General features: G+C 73.9%; 13 protein-coding genes. 8 read left to right on the top strand and 5 right to left on the bottom strand.

The genetic code is table 11. The features are described 5' to 3' along the window. Window positions 1–183 precede the first annotated feature (183 nt). The gene (locus ACTMTU_RS25920) at window positions 184–861 is read right to left on the bottom strand and encodes a uracil-DNA glycosylase (RefSeq protein ID WP_441265853.1); all 678 of its coding nucleotides are present in this window, start codon (window positions 859–861) and stop codon (window positions 184–186) included. A 377-nt stretch (window positions 862–1238) separates the two neighbouring features. On the opposite strand from ACTMTU_RS25920, the gene ACTMTU_RS25925 reads away from it, so the two are divergent. Next, entirely contained in the window at window positions 1239–2249 is a 1011-nt protein-coding gene (locus ACTMTU_RS25925; RefSeq protein WP_441265854.1) for an N-acetylglucosamine kinase, read from the top strand. Between the two features lie 72 nt (window positions 2250–2321). After that, on the top strand, window positions 2322–3239 hold the full coding sequence (locus ACTMTU_RS25930) for a sirohydrochlorin chelatase (protein WP_441265855.1): 918 nt from the start codon (window positions 2322–2324) through the stop codon (window positions 3237–3239). Window positions 3240–3544: 305 nt separating this feature from the next. Here the strand turns inward: ACTMTU_RS25930 and ACTMTU_RS25935 are convergent, their stop codons facing one another. Both ACTMTU_RS25935 and ACTMTU_RS25940 read right to left on the bottom strand, forming a co-directional pair. Next, entirely contained in the window at window positions 3545–4594 is a 1050-nt protein-coding gene (locus ACTMTU_RS25935) for a lactonase family protein (RefSeq protein ID WP_441265856.1), read from the bottom strand. Window positions 4595–4722: 128 nt separating this feature from the next. Continuing rightward, window positions 4723–6231 carry an FUSC family protein gene (locus ACTMTU_RS25940; RefSeq protein ID WP_441265857.1) on the bottom strand — a complete coding sequence of 503 codons (1509 nt, stop codon included), beginning with the start codon at window positions 6229–6231 and terminating at the stop codon, window positions 4723–4725. 523 nt (window positions 6232–6754) lie between these two features. Here ACTMTU_RS25940 and ACTMTU_RS25945 point away from each other — a divergent pair. The 5 genes from ACTMTU_RS25945 to ACTMTU_RS25965 all read left to right on the top strand — a co-directional run bounded on the left by ACTMTU_RS25945 (window position 6755) and on the right by ACTMTU_RS25965 (window position 13071). Beyond that, window positions 6755–7417: a dienelactone hydrolase family protein gene (locus ACTMTU_RS25945; protein ID WP_441265858.1), complete on the top strand. Its 663-nt coding sequence runs from the start codon at window positions 6755–6757 to the stop codon at window positions 7415–7417. 66 nt (window positions 7418–7483) lie between these two features. Beyond that, window positions 7484–8908, top strand: a complete 1425-nt coding sequence (locus ACTMTU_RS25950; protein WP_441265997.1) for an FAD-dependent oxidoreductase — start codon at window positions 7484–7486, stop codon at window positions 8906–8908. A 153-nt stretch (window positions 8909–9061) separates the two neighbouring features. Further along, window positions 9062–11782, top strand: a complete 2721-nt coding sequence (locus ACTMTU_RS25955; protein ID WP_441265859.1) for a SpoIIE family protein phosphatase — start codon at window positions 9062–9064, stop codon at window positions 11780–11782. Between the two features lie 94 nt (window positions 11783–11876). Continuing rightward, the gene (locus ACTMTU_RS25960) at window positions 11877–12359 is read left to right on the top strand and encodes an Lrp/AsnC family transcriptional regulator (protein WP_441265860.1); all 483 of its coding nucleotides are present in this window, start codon (window positions 11877–11879) and stop codon (window positions 12357–12359) included. A gap of 25 nt (window positions 12360–12384) precedes the next feature. Next, window positions 12385–13071: an HAD family hydrolase gene (locus ACTMTU_RS25965; protein ID WP_441265861.1), complete on the top strand. Its 687-nt coding sequence runs from the start codon at window positions 12385–12387 to the stop codon at window positions 13069–13071. 51 nt (window positions 13072–13122) lie between these two features. Here ACTMTU_RS25965 and ACTMTU_RS25970 read toward each other — a convergent pair whose 3' ends face one another. Then, on the bottom strand, window positions 13123–14331 hold the full coding sequence (locus ACTMTU_RS25970; RefSeq protein WP_441265862.1) for a helix-turn-helix domain-containing protein: 1209 nt from the start codon (window positions 14329–14331) through the stop codon (window positions 13123–13125). After that, window positions 14328–14480 carry a hypothetical protein gene (locus ACTMTU_RS25975; RefSeq protein ID WP_441265863.1) on the bottom strand — a complete coding sequence of 51 codons (153 nt, stop codon included), beginning with the start codon at window positions 14478–14480 and terminating at the stop codon, window positions 14328–14330. Before ACTMTU_RS25975 ends, ACTMTU_RS25970 begins: the two co-directional genes overlap by 4 nt. A gap of 183 nt (window positions 14481–14663) precedes the next feature. Between ACTMTU_RS25975 and ACTMTU_RS25980 the strand changes: the two genes are divergently transcribed. After that, window positions 14664–15647, top strand: coding sequence for a DUF3068 domain-containing protein (locus ACTMTU_RS25980; RefSeq protein ID WP_441265864.1), 984 nt, complete (start codon window positions 14664–14666; stop codon window positions 15645–15647). Window positions 15648–15787: the final 140 nt, after the last annotated feature.

The raw sequence follows: 15787 nt of genomic DNA on the forward strand, positions 1-15787 counted from the left end.
CGACCGGTGAGGAGCGTCAGTAGCGCCGAGACCGGCGCGCGGACCTCCTCCCCCGCGCCGCGGGCCGCGACGTCACCCCAGGCGCGGACCAATTCACGCGGGACCATGACGTACGAGAAGCGTGCGGCGACGTCCCGCACCCGCCGGTCGCCGGTCAGGAAGCCGCGGCCGCGAAGCGCGTCCTTACGGGAGCCGCCAGTCGACCGGCTGGGCCCCCTGGCGGAGCAGGAGTTCGTTGGTGCGGCTGAAGGGCCGTGAGCCGAAGAAGCCCCGGTCCGCCGACATGGGCGAGGGGTGCGCGGACTCGATGGCCGGCAGGTCGCCCAGGAGGGGGCGCGCATTGCGCGCGTCCCGCCCCCACAGCACCGACACCAGCGGCTTGCCCCGGGCGGCGAGCGCCCTGATGGCCTGCTCGGTCACTTCCTCCCAGCCCTTGCCGCGATGCGCCCCGGGCTTTCGAGGGGCCGTGGTCAGCGCCCTGTTGAGCAGCAGCACACCCTGACGGGTCCACGGGGTCAGGTCGCCGTTCGACGGGCGGTCCACGCCCAGGTCCGTGTGCAGCTCCCGGAAGATGTTCTCCAGGCTCCCCGGCAGCGAACGGACCTCGGGTGCGACCGCGAAGCTGTGTCCGATCGCCATTCCCGGCGTGGGGTACGGGTCCTGACCCACTATCAACACCCGCACCTCGTCGAAGGGCTGCTGAAAGGCGCGCAGAACGTGCTGCCCTGCCGGCAGATAGGTCCGGCCCGCCGCGATCTCGGCACGCAGGAAGTCACCCATCGTCGCGATGCGCCCGGCCACGGGGCGCAGCGCCTCGGCCCATCCGGGCTCCACAAGTTCACTCAACGGTCGTGCTGCCACGGCCCGTCACTCTACCGGCCCACGGAGTGCCCTCCGACCGGTGGCGGAGTGCTCGCACGGCGGACACGTCAACGCCCGCCGCACCACCCTGTTCCCCCCTGACCGCGACCCGTCCCGCCGGCGGCCGCCACCCTGTTCCCCGCCGGCCGCGCCCCGGTCCCACCGCAGCCCGTCTGCGCGGCCGCTGTGGCGCTGAGCGGCCGGCACTCCGTCACCGGTCCGGCGCCCGCGCCGCGACGGCCCCAACCCCCGCCGCTACGCCCCGACATGCGCCTGCGGATAGGCTGCCGCCGTCGTTACCGGTCCTCTTCGTCCTGGAGTCGCGTGAACGAGCTTCTGCTGCGCCAAGGCGCCCGTCCTTCCAGCCGGCGGCTGTCGTGAGCTGGGTGCTGGGTGTGGATTCGGGCGGCTCCGGCCTGCGCGCGGCGCTCGCGGAGGCCGGGCAGCCGGAACAGGCGCGGACCGCCTTCTCCGGCGAGCCGGTGCGCACCGGCGGCGCGGGGATCGATGCCGGGCACATGCGGGAGCAGTTGGTCCCCATGGTGCGGCGGCTCATGGAGCAGGCCGGGGCCGGCCGGCTGTCCGCCGTGGTGATCGGCGCGGCGGGGATGGCCACACTCGGCGGCCGGCTGCGGGCCGAAATGCCCGCCGCGCTGGACCGCGAGCTCGGCGTACGGCACCTGGGTCTGGCCGCCGACGCGGTCACCGCGTACGCGGGCGCGCTGGGCGGCAGGCCCGGGGCCGTGGTCGCCGCCGGCACCGGGATGATCGCCCTCGGCACCGACCTGACCTCCTGGCGACGTGCCGATGGCTGGGGTCATCTGCTGGGCGACTGCGGGAGCGGCGCCTGGATCGGAAGGGCGGGACTCGAGGCGGCGCTGCGCGCCCACGACGGGCGGCGGGGCGGCTCGGCCCCGCTCCTGGAACGGATGGAGTCGACGCTCGGCCCGGCCGCGGAGCTGCCGGGGATGCTCTACCCCCGCACGGACCGGCCGGCGGTGCTCGCCTCCTTCGCACCCGAGGTCGGCCGGTGCGCCGGACACGACCCGGTGGCCGCAGGCATCCTCGAGCGGGCCGCGGGGCACATCGCGGAGGCGGCCGCAGCCGTGTGCCCTCCGGCGGACGAGGTGCCGGAGGGCTGCGAGGTCGCTCTGACCGGCGGGCTGCTGAAGCTCGGGGAGCCGCTGCTCGGCCCGCTGCGCGCCGAGCTGGCCGGGCAGTTGCCGCACGCCCGCCAGGTGCCGGCGGACGGCGACCCGCTCTTCGGGGCGCTGCGCCTCGCGGCTTCCCTCGCGGCGGGTGAACTGCGGCTTCCGGCGCATCCGACCATGCTGTACGTCCCAGGTGCGGTGGGGTCGTGGGAGGGGCACGACGACCCCACCGGATAAACCGGGACAGATGACGCTCGTCCGCCCCCTCCCCGAACAGCCGCTCAGGCAAAACCAGTAGCATGCGGCGCCATGAGCTCCTCCACTGGGCCTGCACCCGGCCTGCCTGTACGAATGCCGCGACCCCGCCAGTCCGGGCGACACCGTCGCCCGGAGCCCGTGGCGGCTCCCGAGGGCGCGCCCGCCCTCGTGCTCGCTGTGCCCGGCGTCCCGTCGCCCACCACGCGCAGCCTGGCCGAAGAGGTCATAAGCATCGCCCGGTCCGAGCTACCCGGCCTCGATGTCGCCATCGGCTACCTCGACGGTGACGACGGCGAGTACCCCGCGCTGCGGAACGTGCTCGCGCACACCGCCGCCCGGCGTACCGAGCGCTACGAGATCGCCAAGGCCGCCGGCCGTGAGGTGGCGGCGCCCGAGGGTCCCGCCGCGGTCGTGGTGCCGCTGCTGGCGGGCCCGGACAACGCGCTGATGCGCCGCGTCCGCCAGGCCGTCATGGACAGCCGCGCCGCCGTGGAACTGACCGACGTCCTCGGCCCGCATCCGCTGCTGGCGGAGGCCGTGCACGTACGCCTCTCCGAGGCAGGGCTGGCGCGCGCCGACCGTGCCCGGCTGTTCACGGTGGCCACCGCCGCCGACGGCATCATCCTGGCCACCGTGGGCGGCGAGGAAGCGGTGCAGGCCGCGGGAATCACCGGCATGCTGCTCGCCGCCCGCCTGGCCGTGCCGGTGATGGCCGCCGCGCTCGACGAGGAGGGCTCTGTCGCCGCGATCGCGGAGCAGCTGCGTGGCTCCGGGTCGGTGCAGCTGGCCCTCGCCCCGTACCTGGTGGGTCCGGAGCTGCCCGAGGGTCTGCTCGACGCCGCCGCGAAGGACGCGGGCTGCGCGTCCGCCGAGGCGCTCGGCGCGTACCCGGCGATCGGCAAGCTGGTGCTGTCGCAGTACACGACCGCGCTGGGCATCGCGCCGCAGCCCGGGACGCCGTCCCACTGACGCCACCGGGCGGCGGTCGCGGCCGACGAGGAGCATCACACCGCAGGGCCCGGGCCGGGCGACATGAGTCACCCGGCCCGGGCCCTGCGCGTATGAACGGCATCGCGTGCCGCGCGCCCGGCCGACCGGCACGCGGCACGAGCGGTGCTGCTCACCGGCTGCACGGCGGCCGGTCAGGGCACCGCGGTCCTCGATGCCGTGCGGGCGCCCGTCGTGCCGGTCGTCGCCCGAGCCCGGTGGCGGCCCTCCGGTCGGCGCTGAGGGCGCATGCCCGTACGCCCCCAGGACACCGTCCGCCGGGAAGGTCAGGCGAAGACGACGCAGGACGCCGCCGGGACGGCGAGCGACCCTTCGCGGTGCGGGATGCCGGTGGCCGGGTCGACGGTGAACCAGGTCACGTCGCCCGAGCGCTCGTTCGCCACGTAGAGTCGGCGGCCCGTCGGGTCCAGCGCCAGATCCCGTGGCCAGTGCCCGCCGCACGGCACGTTCGTGACGAGCGTCGCCCGCTCCCCCGTCGCGTCGAGCGCGAGCACGGCGATGGTGTCGTGCCCACGGACCGCGGCCCACAGGTGCCGGCCGTCGCGTGAGACGACCGGCGCGGAAGGGTGGACGGGGCCCGTCGTGCCGTCAGGGACCACCCTCGTCTCGCCGACCGGTTCCAGCAGGCCGGCGGCCGGGTCCCAGCGGCAGAGGGTGACGGTCGGCTCGAGCTCCCCGAGTACGTAGGCGTGCCGCCCGTCAGGGTGAAAGGCGAGGTGGCGGGGTCCGGTCCCCGGCCGCAGCGGCGTCTCGCGGTGGGGCGTGAGGGCGTCCGCGGCGGTGTCGAGCGCGCAGATCCGTACGGAATCGGTCCCGAGGTCGACGCTGAGCACCCAGCGCCCGGTCGGGTCCGGCAGTACCTGGTGGGCGTGCGGCGTGCTCTGGCGCTCGGCCACGGGGCCGTGCCCCTCGTGCCGCATGACGCCACCGAGGGGTCCGGGCGCGCCGTCCGTTCCGACAGGCAGGACGCTCACGCTGCCGGAGCCGTAGTTGGCGGTCATCAGGTGCCCCTGCGAGACCGCGATGTGCGTCGGGGACTCGCCGCCCACGGGCACCCGACGGCCGATGGGCCGCGGATCGCCGCCGGTGGCCGCGAAGGCCGCCACCGCCCCGTCCGCCGTCTCGGAGACCGCGTAGAGGACGATGCCGGCCGGCGTCGTGACGGCGGCCAGGTAGGAGGGATCGGCGAGGGCGTCGCTCACTCCTGTCCCGGTGAGTGCTCCGGTCACCGGGTCCACGGTCGCGGCCACGATGCCGCGCCCTCCCGACGAGGTGTAAGAGCCGATGAAAGCCCGTACCGCGCTGTTGTCCGCCACTGTGCCGCCCCTCTTCGGCCCACCGGCCGTCCGTCACGGATCACTGCTGCCGCCACGAAGGTAGCAGGTTGGTCCAGACCAATCCGGCGGACGGGGTGACCGGTGCGCGACCGGTCGCGGGGAACGGCTCAGGCCGCTACGAGCGGCGCGCGCGGCGACGTGCGTACGGGAGCGGCCAACTCCGCGAGCGCGCGCTCCAGGCCGTGGAGGTGCGCGAGTGCGGCCTCGGCCCCCGGGTGGTGCCCGGGTACGGGAGCAGCCGCCACGGCCGCAGGGGCGGAGGGCGGCGCCACCAGGGCGTGGACCGCCGCCTCCACGCGCCGGCAGGCCGCCGCGAGACGGGCGTCGTGCGAGGCCTGGGGATCAGCCGCGACCGCGGCCAGCCCCCGCACCTCGCGGGCGCAGTCGTCGAGGAGCGCCAGCACCCGGCGGGCACGCGCCTTGCGGGCGCGAAGCGGCGAGAGGGGGTGCGTCAACGGCGCGAGCGACAGCCGGACCCTGGCGAGCAGCCCTTCCAGCTCGGTGACGTGCGGACCCGGGTCGGCGTCCACGGCGCCGGCCAGACGTGCGGCGGCCTCCGCGGTGCAGCGGTGCACACTGCGCACGGCCTGCTCGATCCAGGCATGGGTTGTTGCGTGCGTGGTGACGGGAAGGACGAACAGCACGGCGAGCATCGCGCCCGCCGCGCCCACGGCCGTCTCGGCGAGGCGGAGCAGGAGCAGCGCCGGCTCGAGGAAGCCGAGGAGCCCGTACAGCAGGCTGACCAGGACCGTCACGGCGAACATCATCCAGCTGTACGAGACGGCGGCGGTGTAGAAGACGCCGAAGACGCACGCCGCGGTGAGTACCGCCGTGGGGACGGTCGCCCCGTGCAGCGGGACGGCGACGAGAACACCGGCGCCGATCCCGAGGAACGTACCGAGGACCCGGCGGAAGCCGCGGACCAGCGTCTCCCCGCGCGAGGAGGTGTTGACGAACACCCACCAGGAGGCGCCGACGGCCCAGTACCAGCGGTCACCGGAGACGATCTGGCCGACGACCAGCGCGAAGGCCCCGCCCGCCACCGCCTGGACGGCCTGCCGTGTGGTGATCCGGGCGAGCCCCGAGCCGCCGGGCAGTGCCGGGACGACCGGCGGCGGCATCCGCCGCTCGTAGCACCAGAGCCCGAAGCGGACGGCCGAGGCCGCCAGTACGGCCAGGATCACGGCGGCGTACACCTCGGGGAGCTGCCGGGGCGCGGTGTGCAGGAACTGCGCCACGAAGAACGTCATGAAGGCGAAGGTGCCGAGCGCGTGGCCGCGCGGACCCCAGCGCCGGGCATACACACCGACGCCGGCCACGGCGAGGAAGGCCAGGTCGCGGGCCACGGCGTGATCGTGCAGGCCGGCGGCGAGAGCCAGTACGGGAAGGCCGACGGCGGGCAGCAGCGCGGTGGTGACGGCCTGGCCGCGGACCGTGCGGTCCGTGACGGTGAACAGGGCGAGGAGCGCGGAGAGCCCGCCGGTGACGACCGCGGGCAGAGCGAGACCGGCGAGAGCGCAGACCGCGACCGCCAGGCCGACGCCGAGCACGGCCCGGACGGCGCTGCGCAGGCGCAGCCGTCCGGGATCCGCGGCGACGAACATCCTCTTCAGCACTGCTTACCGTCCCCTTTTCGTTCGGGCATGAAAAAGGCGCCACGGATTCCCGCAGCGCCATCGACACGTCTATGACACCATCCGGCGGCCCGCTGGCTCAACTCATCCGTGTCAGACTGTGCCATTGGCTCAGCAGAGCGCACGGTCGTCGGCCGCGGAGCCGGCCATTGGCCCACGGCACCCGGCATTGCCCGACCGAGGGACCCCGGAGCACAGCGCCGGTACCGTCCCGCCCGCGGCCCTCGCGCGCCCCACCCAGCCCCTCACACCCGCCACCCCGCCCGGCCATGGCCGCCGCGCCGCTGCCTCCGTGGCACGCACCCGCCCGCCGCAGTGCCCCCGCTCGCGCCGGCCCCGCCCCCACCCGCGCGCGCTTTCCGCCGTCGGGTCTTCGCCGTCCAGTGGGTCTTCGCCGTCCATGGGTACCCGCCGACTTCCGGACGGCGGCGGCAGCACGGGCCGAGGCGGCACCGGCAGAAGGGCGGCCGGCGTACCGGACGACAGGCACAGGAGGTGCGGTCCCATGGCAACGGCAACGGAGACGGTCGCCATCGACGCCGGCGACGTCACCCTGACGGGTGATCTGGTGCTGCCGGAGGCGGCTCCGGGCATCGTGTGCTTCGCCCACGGGAGCGGCAGCTCGCGGCACAGCCCGCGCAACCGGCAGGTGGCGGAGACGCTGCAGCGGGCCGGCCTCGGCACGCTGCTCATGGACCTCCTCAGCGAGGAGGAGGAACGCGTGGACCGGGTGACCGCCGAGCTGCGCTTCGACATCCCGCTGCTCGGCCGGCGGGTCACGGCGGCCGTCGACCGGCTCACGGAACGGCCGGACACCGGGTCCCTGCCGGTGGGTCTCTTCGGCGCGAGCACGGGCGCCGCCGCCGCACTCGTCGCGGCAGCGGCCAGAGCGGACCGGGTGAGCGCCGTGGTGTCCCGCGGCGGCCGCCCGGACCTGGCGGGCACGGCGCTCGGCCGGGTGCGGGCTCCGGTGCTGCTGATCGTGGGCGGGGAGGACCGCGAGGTGCTCGAGCTGAACGAGCAGGCCGCCGAGCAGCTGACCGCCGAGTACCGGGTCCATGTGATCCCGGGCGCGACCCATCTCTTCGAGGAACCGGGGACCTTGGAGGCGGCGGCGGACGCGGCCCGGGACTGGTTCCTGCGCATGGGCGGTGCCGGAGGGCGGTGAGCCGGCGCGCGGCCACCGGGATACTGGTGGTGCTCGATCGGCTTGCTGACCACGAGAGGCATACGCATGGTGGACGACGCGCAGGGGAACGGCAGTTGGGGGCGGCGGGGCCCAGGCGGGCGGCACGCTGTCGTCGTCGGCGGGAGCCTCGCCGGGCTGCTGGCCGCGCATGTGCTCGCGGATCACGCCGACACGGTGACGCTCGTCGAGCGGGACCGCTTGCCCGAGGACGCCGCACCGCGCCCCGGTGTTCCGCAGGGACGGCACCCCCATGTGCTCCTGGAGGGCGGTCAGCTCGCGCTGGAGGACCTGCTGCCCGGTTTCATGGCCGAGTTGAGGGCGTCGGGTGCGCCCCGGATCGGTATGCCGTCGGACATGGTCCAGTGGCAGGGCGGCCATTGGTTCAGCCGCACGGAGGCCACGACGCACCTCTACACCGGCTCGCGCGGGCAGGTGGAGCATCTGGTGCGCCGGCGTGTCCTCGCCCGGCCCTCGATCCGGGTGCTCGCCTCGACCGAGGCCGTCGGCCTGCTCGGTGCCCCCACGCGCGTACGGGGCGTCCTGGTGCGCGACCGCGGCGCGGGGGCCGGCCAGGAGCCGCGGCCGCTGGAGGCGCACCTGGTGGTGGACGCTTCGGGACGGGCATCGCGTGCCCCCCAGTGGCTGTCGGCGATCGGGGCGGAGCCGGCGCAGGAGGAGACCATCGACACGGGCCTCGCGTACGCCTCCCGCGTCTATCACAACGGGAACGGCAACCTCGGTTCCCAGTCGCTCGGTTACTACGTCCTGCCCGGTCCGTCGCAGGTGCACGGCGGCGGGGTGCTGCCGTTGGAGGACGGCCGCTATCTGGTGACCCTTTCGGGCCTGCGGGGTGACGAACCCCCCACGGACGAGGAGGGCTTCACCGCGTACGCGGCCCGCCTCCCTCACCCCTTCATTCACGACTGGCTGCGCGAGGCGCGGCCGGAGGCACCGGCGTTCGGCTTCCGCGGCACGTCGAACCTGCGCCGCCGCTACGACCGGCCGGGCCGCCGTCCCGCCGGTTTCCTCGCCACGGGCGACGCGCTGTGCACGTTCAACCCCATCTACGGGCAGGGCATGGCGGTGGCCGCGATGAGCGCGGTGGCACTGCGCGACGCGCTGGCCGACCATCGCCGTACGCCGACGACACGCCGGGTCCAGCGTGCGCTGCTGGAGGCGTCACGGCAGGCGTGGGACATCTCGGCGGGGGCGGACAAGAAGATGCCCGGGGCGGTGGGCAGCGCCGTCGCCGCCAGGCCGGCCGACCGGGCTGCCTACTGGTACCTGTCCCGCGTCCAGCACCGCTACCCGGGGGACCCGGTCGTCGGACGGGCGTTCCGTTCCGTGCTGACGCTGACCACTCCGCTCAGCACCCTGTTCGCGCCGAAGGTGCTCCGGGCGGTGCTCCTCGGCCCGCCGCCCAGGACGCCCGCCGAGCCCCCGATGACAAGGGAGGCCACGTTGCGCTGAGAGTTACCGCCTCCGTGCGGCGACGCCCGGAAAGCGCCTCAAGTGTTAGAAAAGAGACATGACCGGGCCGACCGCTCGGTCCGGAGTGCGGTAAGTGGCTCTCGTCGGCGCGTCAGCCCGGCGTCGGCGCCCATCTCCGGGAAGTGGAGCGCTATGAACGGGCACAGGCCCGACACATCGAGGCGCCCGCTGTGGGGACCGCGGGAGTCCCTGCTGGGCGCGCGCAGCGTCGCCGGGCAGGTACTCCTCCTGCAGATGGTGGTCGCCGTGCTGCTGATCATCGCCGCGGTGGTCGCGCTGGTGATCCAGGCACGGACCCACAGCGAGCAGGACGCGGAGAACCGCTCCCTGGCGACGGCGGCGGCCTTCGCCCACGCTCCCGGAACGGCGGCCGCGCTCAGGTCGCCGGACCCCACTGCCGCGCTCCAGCCGCTCATCGACGGCGCGAGCCGGGAGGCGGGGGTCGACTTCATCACCGTGATGTCGAAGAACGGCACCCGGTACGCCGACACCGACCCCCGCCTGATCGGTGCGCGGAACCTGGGCGTCGAGCGGGCCGCCGCAGGTCAGGCCTTCACCGAGATCTACGAAGGCGCTCCCAGCGACGCGGCACGGGCGGTCGTCCCCGTCGTCGACTCTCAGGGCACCGTCATCGGCCTGGTCGGGGCCGGCGTCCAGATCGAGAACGTGGGCAACGCGGTGGACCGGCAGCTCCCGATGCTCCTGTTCTCCGCCGCCGGTGCGCTGGCGCTGGCCACGGGCAGCGCCCTCCTGGTGAGCCGCCGGCTGAGACGCCAGACGCACGGCATCGGTCCCGCCGAGATGACCCGGATGTACGAGCACCACGACGCGGTCCTGCACGCGGTGCGCGAAGGCGTTCTGATCGTCGGGGGCGACGGGCGGCTGATGCTGGCCAACGACGAGGCCCGCAGGCTCCTCGAGCTGCCGCCGGACGCGGACGGACGCCTCGTCACCGACCTGGGCCTCGACAGCGGCATCGCCGCTCTGCTGGCCTCCGACCGTGCCGTGACCGACGAGGTGCACGCGGCCGGGGACCGGCTGCTCGCGGTGAGCACCCGCCCCACCGCTCCGTACGGCGGGCACTCCGGCAATGTGGCGACCCTGCGGGACACCACGGAACTGCGGGCCCTGTCCGGCACGGCCGAGACCGCCCGGCAGCGACTGAAGATCCTCTACGACGCCGGCGGACGGATCGGCACCACGCTGGACGTGGTGCGGACCGCGGAGGAGTTGTCCCGTGTGGCGGTCCCGCGGTTCGCGGACTTCGTCACGGTCGAGCTGCTGAATCCGGTGCTGCACGGTGACGAGCCGTCGGGTGCTCCCACGGAGATGCGCCGTGCCGCGCTGACCGGCATCCGCGCGGACCACCCGTTCCAGCCGGTGGGTGACGTGATCCGCTTCCTCTCCCCGGCCACGCCGATGGCCGAGGCCCTGTCGGGCGGGCACGCGGTGCTCGAGGCCGATCTGACCGTCGCGGACGGCTGGCGCGCCCAGGACCCGGAAGGGGCGGACAACGCCCTCGCGTACGGCGTCCACTCGCTGATCACGGCTCCCCTTCAGGCCCGCGGCGTGGTGCTGGGGATGGTCAACTTCTGGCGCTCGGCGCGCGCGGAGCGCTTCGGCGAGGAGGATCTGTCCTTCGCCGAGGAACTGGCGACACGGGCCGCCGTCGCCATCGACAACGCACGCCGATTCACGCGCGAGCACACGATGGCCGAAACCCTCCAGCGCAGTCTGCTGCCCCATGGCCTGCCCAGTCAGACCGCCGTCGACATCGCCTACCGGTACCTGCCGGCGCAGGCCCGGGTCGGCGGCGACTGGTTCGACGTCATCCCGCTGCCGGGGGCACGGGTCGCTCTCGTCGTCGGGGACGTGGTGGGCCACGGACTGCACGCCGCGGCGACGATGGGCCGGCTGCGCACCGCGGTCCACAACTTCTCCACCCTCGACCTGCCGCCGGACGAACTCCTCGCCCGTCTCGACGAATTGGTCGGCCGTATCGACCAGGACGAGCCGGGCGGGGGCACTGAGGGGATCACCGGCGCCACCTGCCTCTACGCGATCTACGACCCGGTCTCCGGCCTGTGCACGCTGGCGACGGCCGGGCATCTGCCGCCGGCCCTCGTACGCCCGGACGGCAGCGTGGAGTTCCTGCGCCTGCCCGTGTCCCCGCCGCTGGGCCTGGGCGGCCTGCCGTTCGAGTCCGCGGAGGTGCGGCTGCCCGAGGGGAGCCGCCTCGTCCTGTACACCGACGGTCTCGTGGAGCATCGCCACCGCGATCTGGACGCCGGTTTCCACGCGCTGAGCACGACGCTGGCAGGCCGCCAGGACGAGACCCCCGAGGAGACCTGCGAGGCCGTGTTCGACGCCATGGTGCCGGCGACCCGGCGGGACGACATCGCCCTGCTGGTGGCCCGCACCCGGCTGATCGACAGGAGCCGGATCGCGACCTGGGACGTACCGCGCGACCCCGCGGCCGTGGCGCCCGTCCGCAGCGCGTGCAGCCGGAAGCTGGACGAGTGGGGGCTCGAGGAGGCCGGATTCACCACCGAGCTGGTGCTGAGCGAGCTGATCACCAACGCCATCCGGTACGGGAGCGAGCCGATCCGCGTGCGGCTGCTGTACGAGCGGACCCTCATCTGCGAGGTGTCCGACGGCAGCAGCACCTCGCCGCACCTGAAGCGGGCGGCCACCACCGACGAGGGCGGCCGCGGCCTGTTCCTGGTGGCCCAGCTGTCCGCGCGGTGGGGAACGAGGTACACGGCGACCGGCAAGGTGATCTGGACGGAACAGTCGCTGACCGACGGGCAGGTGCCGACCGGCGGCACGCTGCTGGACGACTTCGACTGGTGAACGCCGGGCGCACCGGCCGGGCCCCGGCCCGGCCGACTGGGCCATTGGTACCGTGGAGGTCCGGAAAACGCGCCGCGGAAGGGCCCGACGGACCATGGCGGTGGACGAGCTCGACACCCGCATCCTGCGGCTGCTGATCGAGCAGCCGCGCACCAGCGTGCGCGAGTACGCCCGCATCCTCGGCATCGCCCGCGGGACGCTGCAGGCCAGGATCGACCGCCTCGAGCGCGACGGCGTGATCACCGGGACGGGCCCCTACCTCTCCCCCGGCGCGCTGGGGCATCCGGTGCTGGCCTTCGTGCACATCGAGGTCACCCAGGGGCATCTGGACGAGGTGGGCGACGCCCTGGCGGCCGTGCCGGAGATCATCGAGGCGTTCTCGATCACGGGCGGCGGAGACCTGCTGACCCGGGTCGCCGCACGGGACAACGGGCATCTCGAGGACGTGATCCAGCGGCTGATCAATCTGCCCGGCGTGGTGCGGACCCGTACCGAGATGGCCCTGCGCGAGCGGGTGCCCTACCGGCTGCTGCCGCTGGTCGAGGCGGTCGGCCGGTCGGCCGGTGCGCCGCGCTGAACCGGCGCTTGGCATGCTGGACGGCATGAGCACTGCGCGTACCCCTTCGGTCATCTTCGATCTCGACGGCACACTCGTGGACAGCGAGCCGAACTACTTCGAAGCGGGGCGCCGGGTCCTCGCGGCGCACGGAGTGCTCGATTTCGACTGGGAGCAGCACACGCGGTTCATCGGCATCGGCACGCGCGAGACGCTGGAGATCCTGCGCGCCCGGTACGCCATCGACGCGCCGCTCGACGACCTGCTGGCCGCGAAGAACCGCGCCTACCTGGAGCTGGCGGGCGCCTCGACGGACGTGTTCCCGCAGATGCGCTCGTTCGTGGAGCGCCTGTCGGCCCGGGGCGTGCCGATGGCGGTGGCCTCTGGCTCGTCCCGGGCCGCCATCGAGGCCGTGCTCGCCGTCACCGGTCTCGCCACGCACATCGCCGTGACGGTCTCCGCGGAGGAGGTCGGGCGCGGCAAGCCGGAGCCCGACGTCTTCCTGGAGGCGGCGCGTCGCCTGGCCGCGGCGCCGGGCGACTGCGTGGTCGTGGAGGACGCGCCGCCGGGGGCGGCGGCCGCCCGCGCGGCGGGCATGCGGTGCATCGCCGTGCCGTACGTCGAGGACACGGCCGAGGACACGGCGTTCCTCGCGGCGGACCTGCTGTTCAAGGGCGGGCAGCGGGAGTTCACGGCGGAGGCCGCGTACGGGTGGGTCATGGGCGAGGCGTGACGCGCTAGGCGTGGTTCACGCGCCAGGGGTGACGGCGGCAGGGCGCACCGCTCAGGCGCCGCCCTCCCCCAGTTGCCCGCGCAGCCGTTGGGCGCGCAGCACGAGGAGCATCTCGAAGCGGCGGTCGGGGTCGTCGATCACGTCGCCCCACAGTTCGCGGATCTGCCGCAGCCGGTAGCGGGCCGTCTGAGGGTGGATGCCGAGGCGGTGCGCCACCTCGGGTGCCCCGCCCGCGGTCTCCATCCAGGCGAGCAGGGTCTCCGCCAGACGGCGGGCCTGGGCGGGGGCCGCGTCACGCAGCGGCGCGAGGCAGCGGTGGGCCGCCGCGTCGATCAGCTCCCCCGACGGCAGTAACACCAGTTCCTCCGTGCGCTCCGTGCAGTGCAGTACCTCGCCGTCCGGCAGCAGTCCGCTCTCGATGAGACGGACCGCCGTCTCCGCCCAGCGCAGCGATCTGGCGGCCGCCGCGAGCGGCACCGGCGGGCCGATCGCGCCCGACCAGCCGGCCGTGGCGCGCCGCAGGGTCTCAGAGCGGCCGGCGGTGCACGGTTCCGGCACGACGATGCGCGGCTGCTCGCTCTCCATGTCGAGGAGGATGCCGGGCTCGACGGCCGGTGCGACGGCTTCCCTGGCGGGGCGCACCAGGACGCCGACGGCGACGGTGGCCGGGAGTTCCCAGCTGATCCGGGCCGCCCGTTCGGCCAGGGTCCCGGCCGGGTCGCCGCGATGCTCCACGAGCAGCAGGTCGATCAACTGGCGTTGCAGGCGCAGCCGTTCGCCCGCGCGGCGGGCCGCGGCCTCGGCGTAGCCGCGTACCGACTGTTCCACGAGGCCGTCCAGGTACTCGAAGCCGGATTCGGCGAGTTCGTACATGGCGGGCGCGGCGATGTCGACCTGCTGCCCTATCTCGGCGAACCGCCGCCAGGCGAGTCTGACGCCGAGCCGGTAGGTGGCCTGGAGCGAGTCGAGGCTGCGGCCGCCGCGTCCCTCGCCGCGGCCGAACTCCTGGAAGACGTCCGGCGGTACGCGGGGACGCCCGGCCCCGGACGCCAGATTGTGTACGAAGCCTTCGATGGCCCGGCGGATGCCGACGAGCGCCATCGGCTCGCCGGACTCGTCCCCGACGAGCTTCAACTGGGGGTGCTCGCGCCGTATCTCGCCGAGGATCTCCTCGGCCAGCTTTTGTGCCCCGGCCAGGGCGATGGCGGAGAAACGGTCGACCTGCGCCTTGGGCACCTCGCTCCACGCGGGACGGGTCATCGGGCGGGCCGGCCGGTGTCGTAGCTGATCAGTGGGGTGTTCGGCTGTTCCGGGGTGGTCTGCAGCGCGGCCACGATGCCCAGCGCCGTGCCCACGGCGAGCGCCGTGGCCAACACTGCGGTGACGGCGGCGGCAAGAAGTCTGCGCATGTCGGGTCAGCTCCTAGCTGGAGGCGATCCCCACCCGTCGGCCGGCCCCCACCGGCTGAACGCACAGTGTTGACAGTACATTGACATTCCGTCAAGTGGCTGCCTACTGTTCTGAGCCCTTGAGGGCTGACCGGCCCGGGTCCGTGCATCTCCCTGCGAATTCTTTCGATCCAGGAGTGCCGGATGCGCCGTACTGCTTCACCGACCTCGCTTCTGCTCTTCGGGGCAGGAGTGTTCCTGCTCGTGCTGGCTCCCCTTCTCGCCTGGTACGTGGCACCCCAGGCCAAGCGGACACCTGTCGACGTCGACACCACGACCGTGTTCACCGGCACCGGCAGCTACTTCGACACCTCCAAGGTGAGAACCGTGCACGGGCAGCGGATCACGGTGACCCGCCAGGTGCGGGGCGACGTGGCCGACAGCGAGAAGAGCGGCAACGCCGTGTGGGACGTCTCCACGTCCGTCGACAGCGACGCCACACTGCCGGCGGCCGACACCCGCGACTCCTTGCAGTGGACGCTGGAGCGCTGGGTGACCGACCGTGCCACCAACGAGCCGGTGCACTGCTGCGACGAGTCCCCCGCCTTCGACGGCGAGGCCTACCTGAAGTTCCCCTTCGACGTCGAGAGGCGCTCCTACCGCTGGTGGGACGGCACGCTCGGCGGCGTGATCAGGCTCCGCTACAGCGGCACGGCCAAGGTCCAGGGGTACGAGGGGCTGCGGTTCACCGGCAGCGTGCCGCCGACCAGGACCGGGGTGCGCCAGGTGCCGGGGCGGCTGGTCGGCAGGGCCGGGGCCCCGCAGGTGCTGGCCGAGGAGTGGTACGCCAACAGCGGCGTCGAGCTGGTCGTGGACCGACGCACCGGGCGGATCGTGCACGCCGCCATCGGTCCCCGTAAGACGCTGCGCGCGCCGGGGTCGGACAAGGACGCGGTGGTGCTGCTGGAGAGCGAGCGGCTCGAGTTCACCGCGGAGACACAGCGGCAGCAGGTCGCGCTGGCCTCGCGCGACAGCGGCAAGCTCGCCCTCATCGGCTCGACCGCTCCGGTGGGCGCGGCGGCGCTGGGCGCCTTGCTCACGGCGATCGGCGCCGCGCTGGTGGCACGCGGTCGCCGTCCGGCTCCGGACCGCGCGAATGCTCACCTGATGACGAGTCCGCACGCCTGAGAGCGGCAGAAGTTGTCATACCGGTGAGTAGCCGCACGCCGACGGCGTATCCAAAACTGGCTGTCCCCACCACAGCACGGCCCCCCGGTCACCCCCCACCCTCCCCGACCCGGCACCGCCATCCCCCTTTCCCCTCCGCA

This window comes from Streptomyces sp. OZ13 (assembly GCF_052068155.1).
Taxonomy (GTDB): domain Bacteria; phylum Actinomycetota; class Actinomycetes; order Streptomycetales; family Streptomycetaceae; genus Streptomyces.

What these genes read in the sequence shown, in the direction of transcription:
- ACTMTU_RS25930 (WP_441265855.1), top strand. Translation starts at nt 2,322, where the DNA reads ATGAGCTCCTCCACTGGGCCTGCACCCGGCCTGCCTGTACGAATGCCG.
- ACTMTU_RS25945 (WP_441265858.1), top strand. Translation starts at nt 6,755, where the DNA reads ATGGCAACGGCAACGGAGACGGTCGCCATCGACGCCGGCGACGTCACC.
- ACTMTU_RS25950 (WP_441265997.1), top strand. Translation starts at nt 7,484, where the DNA reads ATGGTGGACGACGCGCAGGGGAACGGCAGTTGGGGGCGGCGGGGCCCA.
- ACTMTU_RS25955 (WP_441265859.1), top strand. Translation starts at nt 9,062, where the DNA reads ATGAACGGGCACAGGCCCGACACATCGAGGCGCCCGCTGTGGGGACCG.
- ACTMTU_RS25960 (WP_441265860.1), top strand. Translation starts at nt 11,877, where the DNA reads ATGGCGGTGGACGAGCTCGACACCCGCATCCTGCGGCTGCTGATCGAG.
- ACTMTU_RS25965 (WP_441265861.1), top strand. Translation starts at nt 12,385, where the DNA reads ATGAGCACTGCGCGTACCCCTTCGGTCATCTTCGATCTCGACGGCACA.
- ACTMTU_RS25970 (WP_441265862.1), bottom strand. Translation starts at nt 14,331, where the DNA reads ATGACCCGTCCCGCGTGGAGCGAGGTGCCCAAGGCGCAGGTCGACCGT.
- ACTMTU_RS25975 (WP_441265863.1), bottom strand. Translation starts at nt 14,480, where the DNA reads ATGCGCAGACTTCTTGCCGCCGCCGTCACCGCAGTGTTGGCCACGGCG.
- ACTMTU_RS25980 (WP_441265864.1), top strand. Translation starts at nt 14,664, where the DNA reads ATGCGCCGTACTGCTTCACCGACCTCGCTTCTGCTCTTCGGGGCAGGA.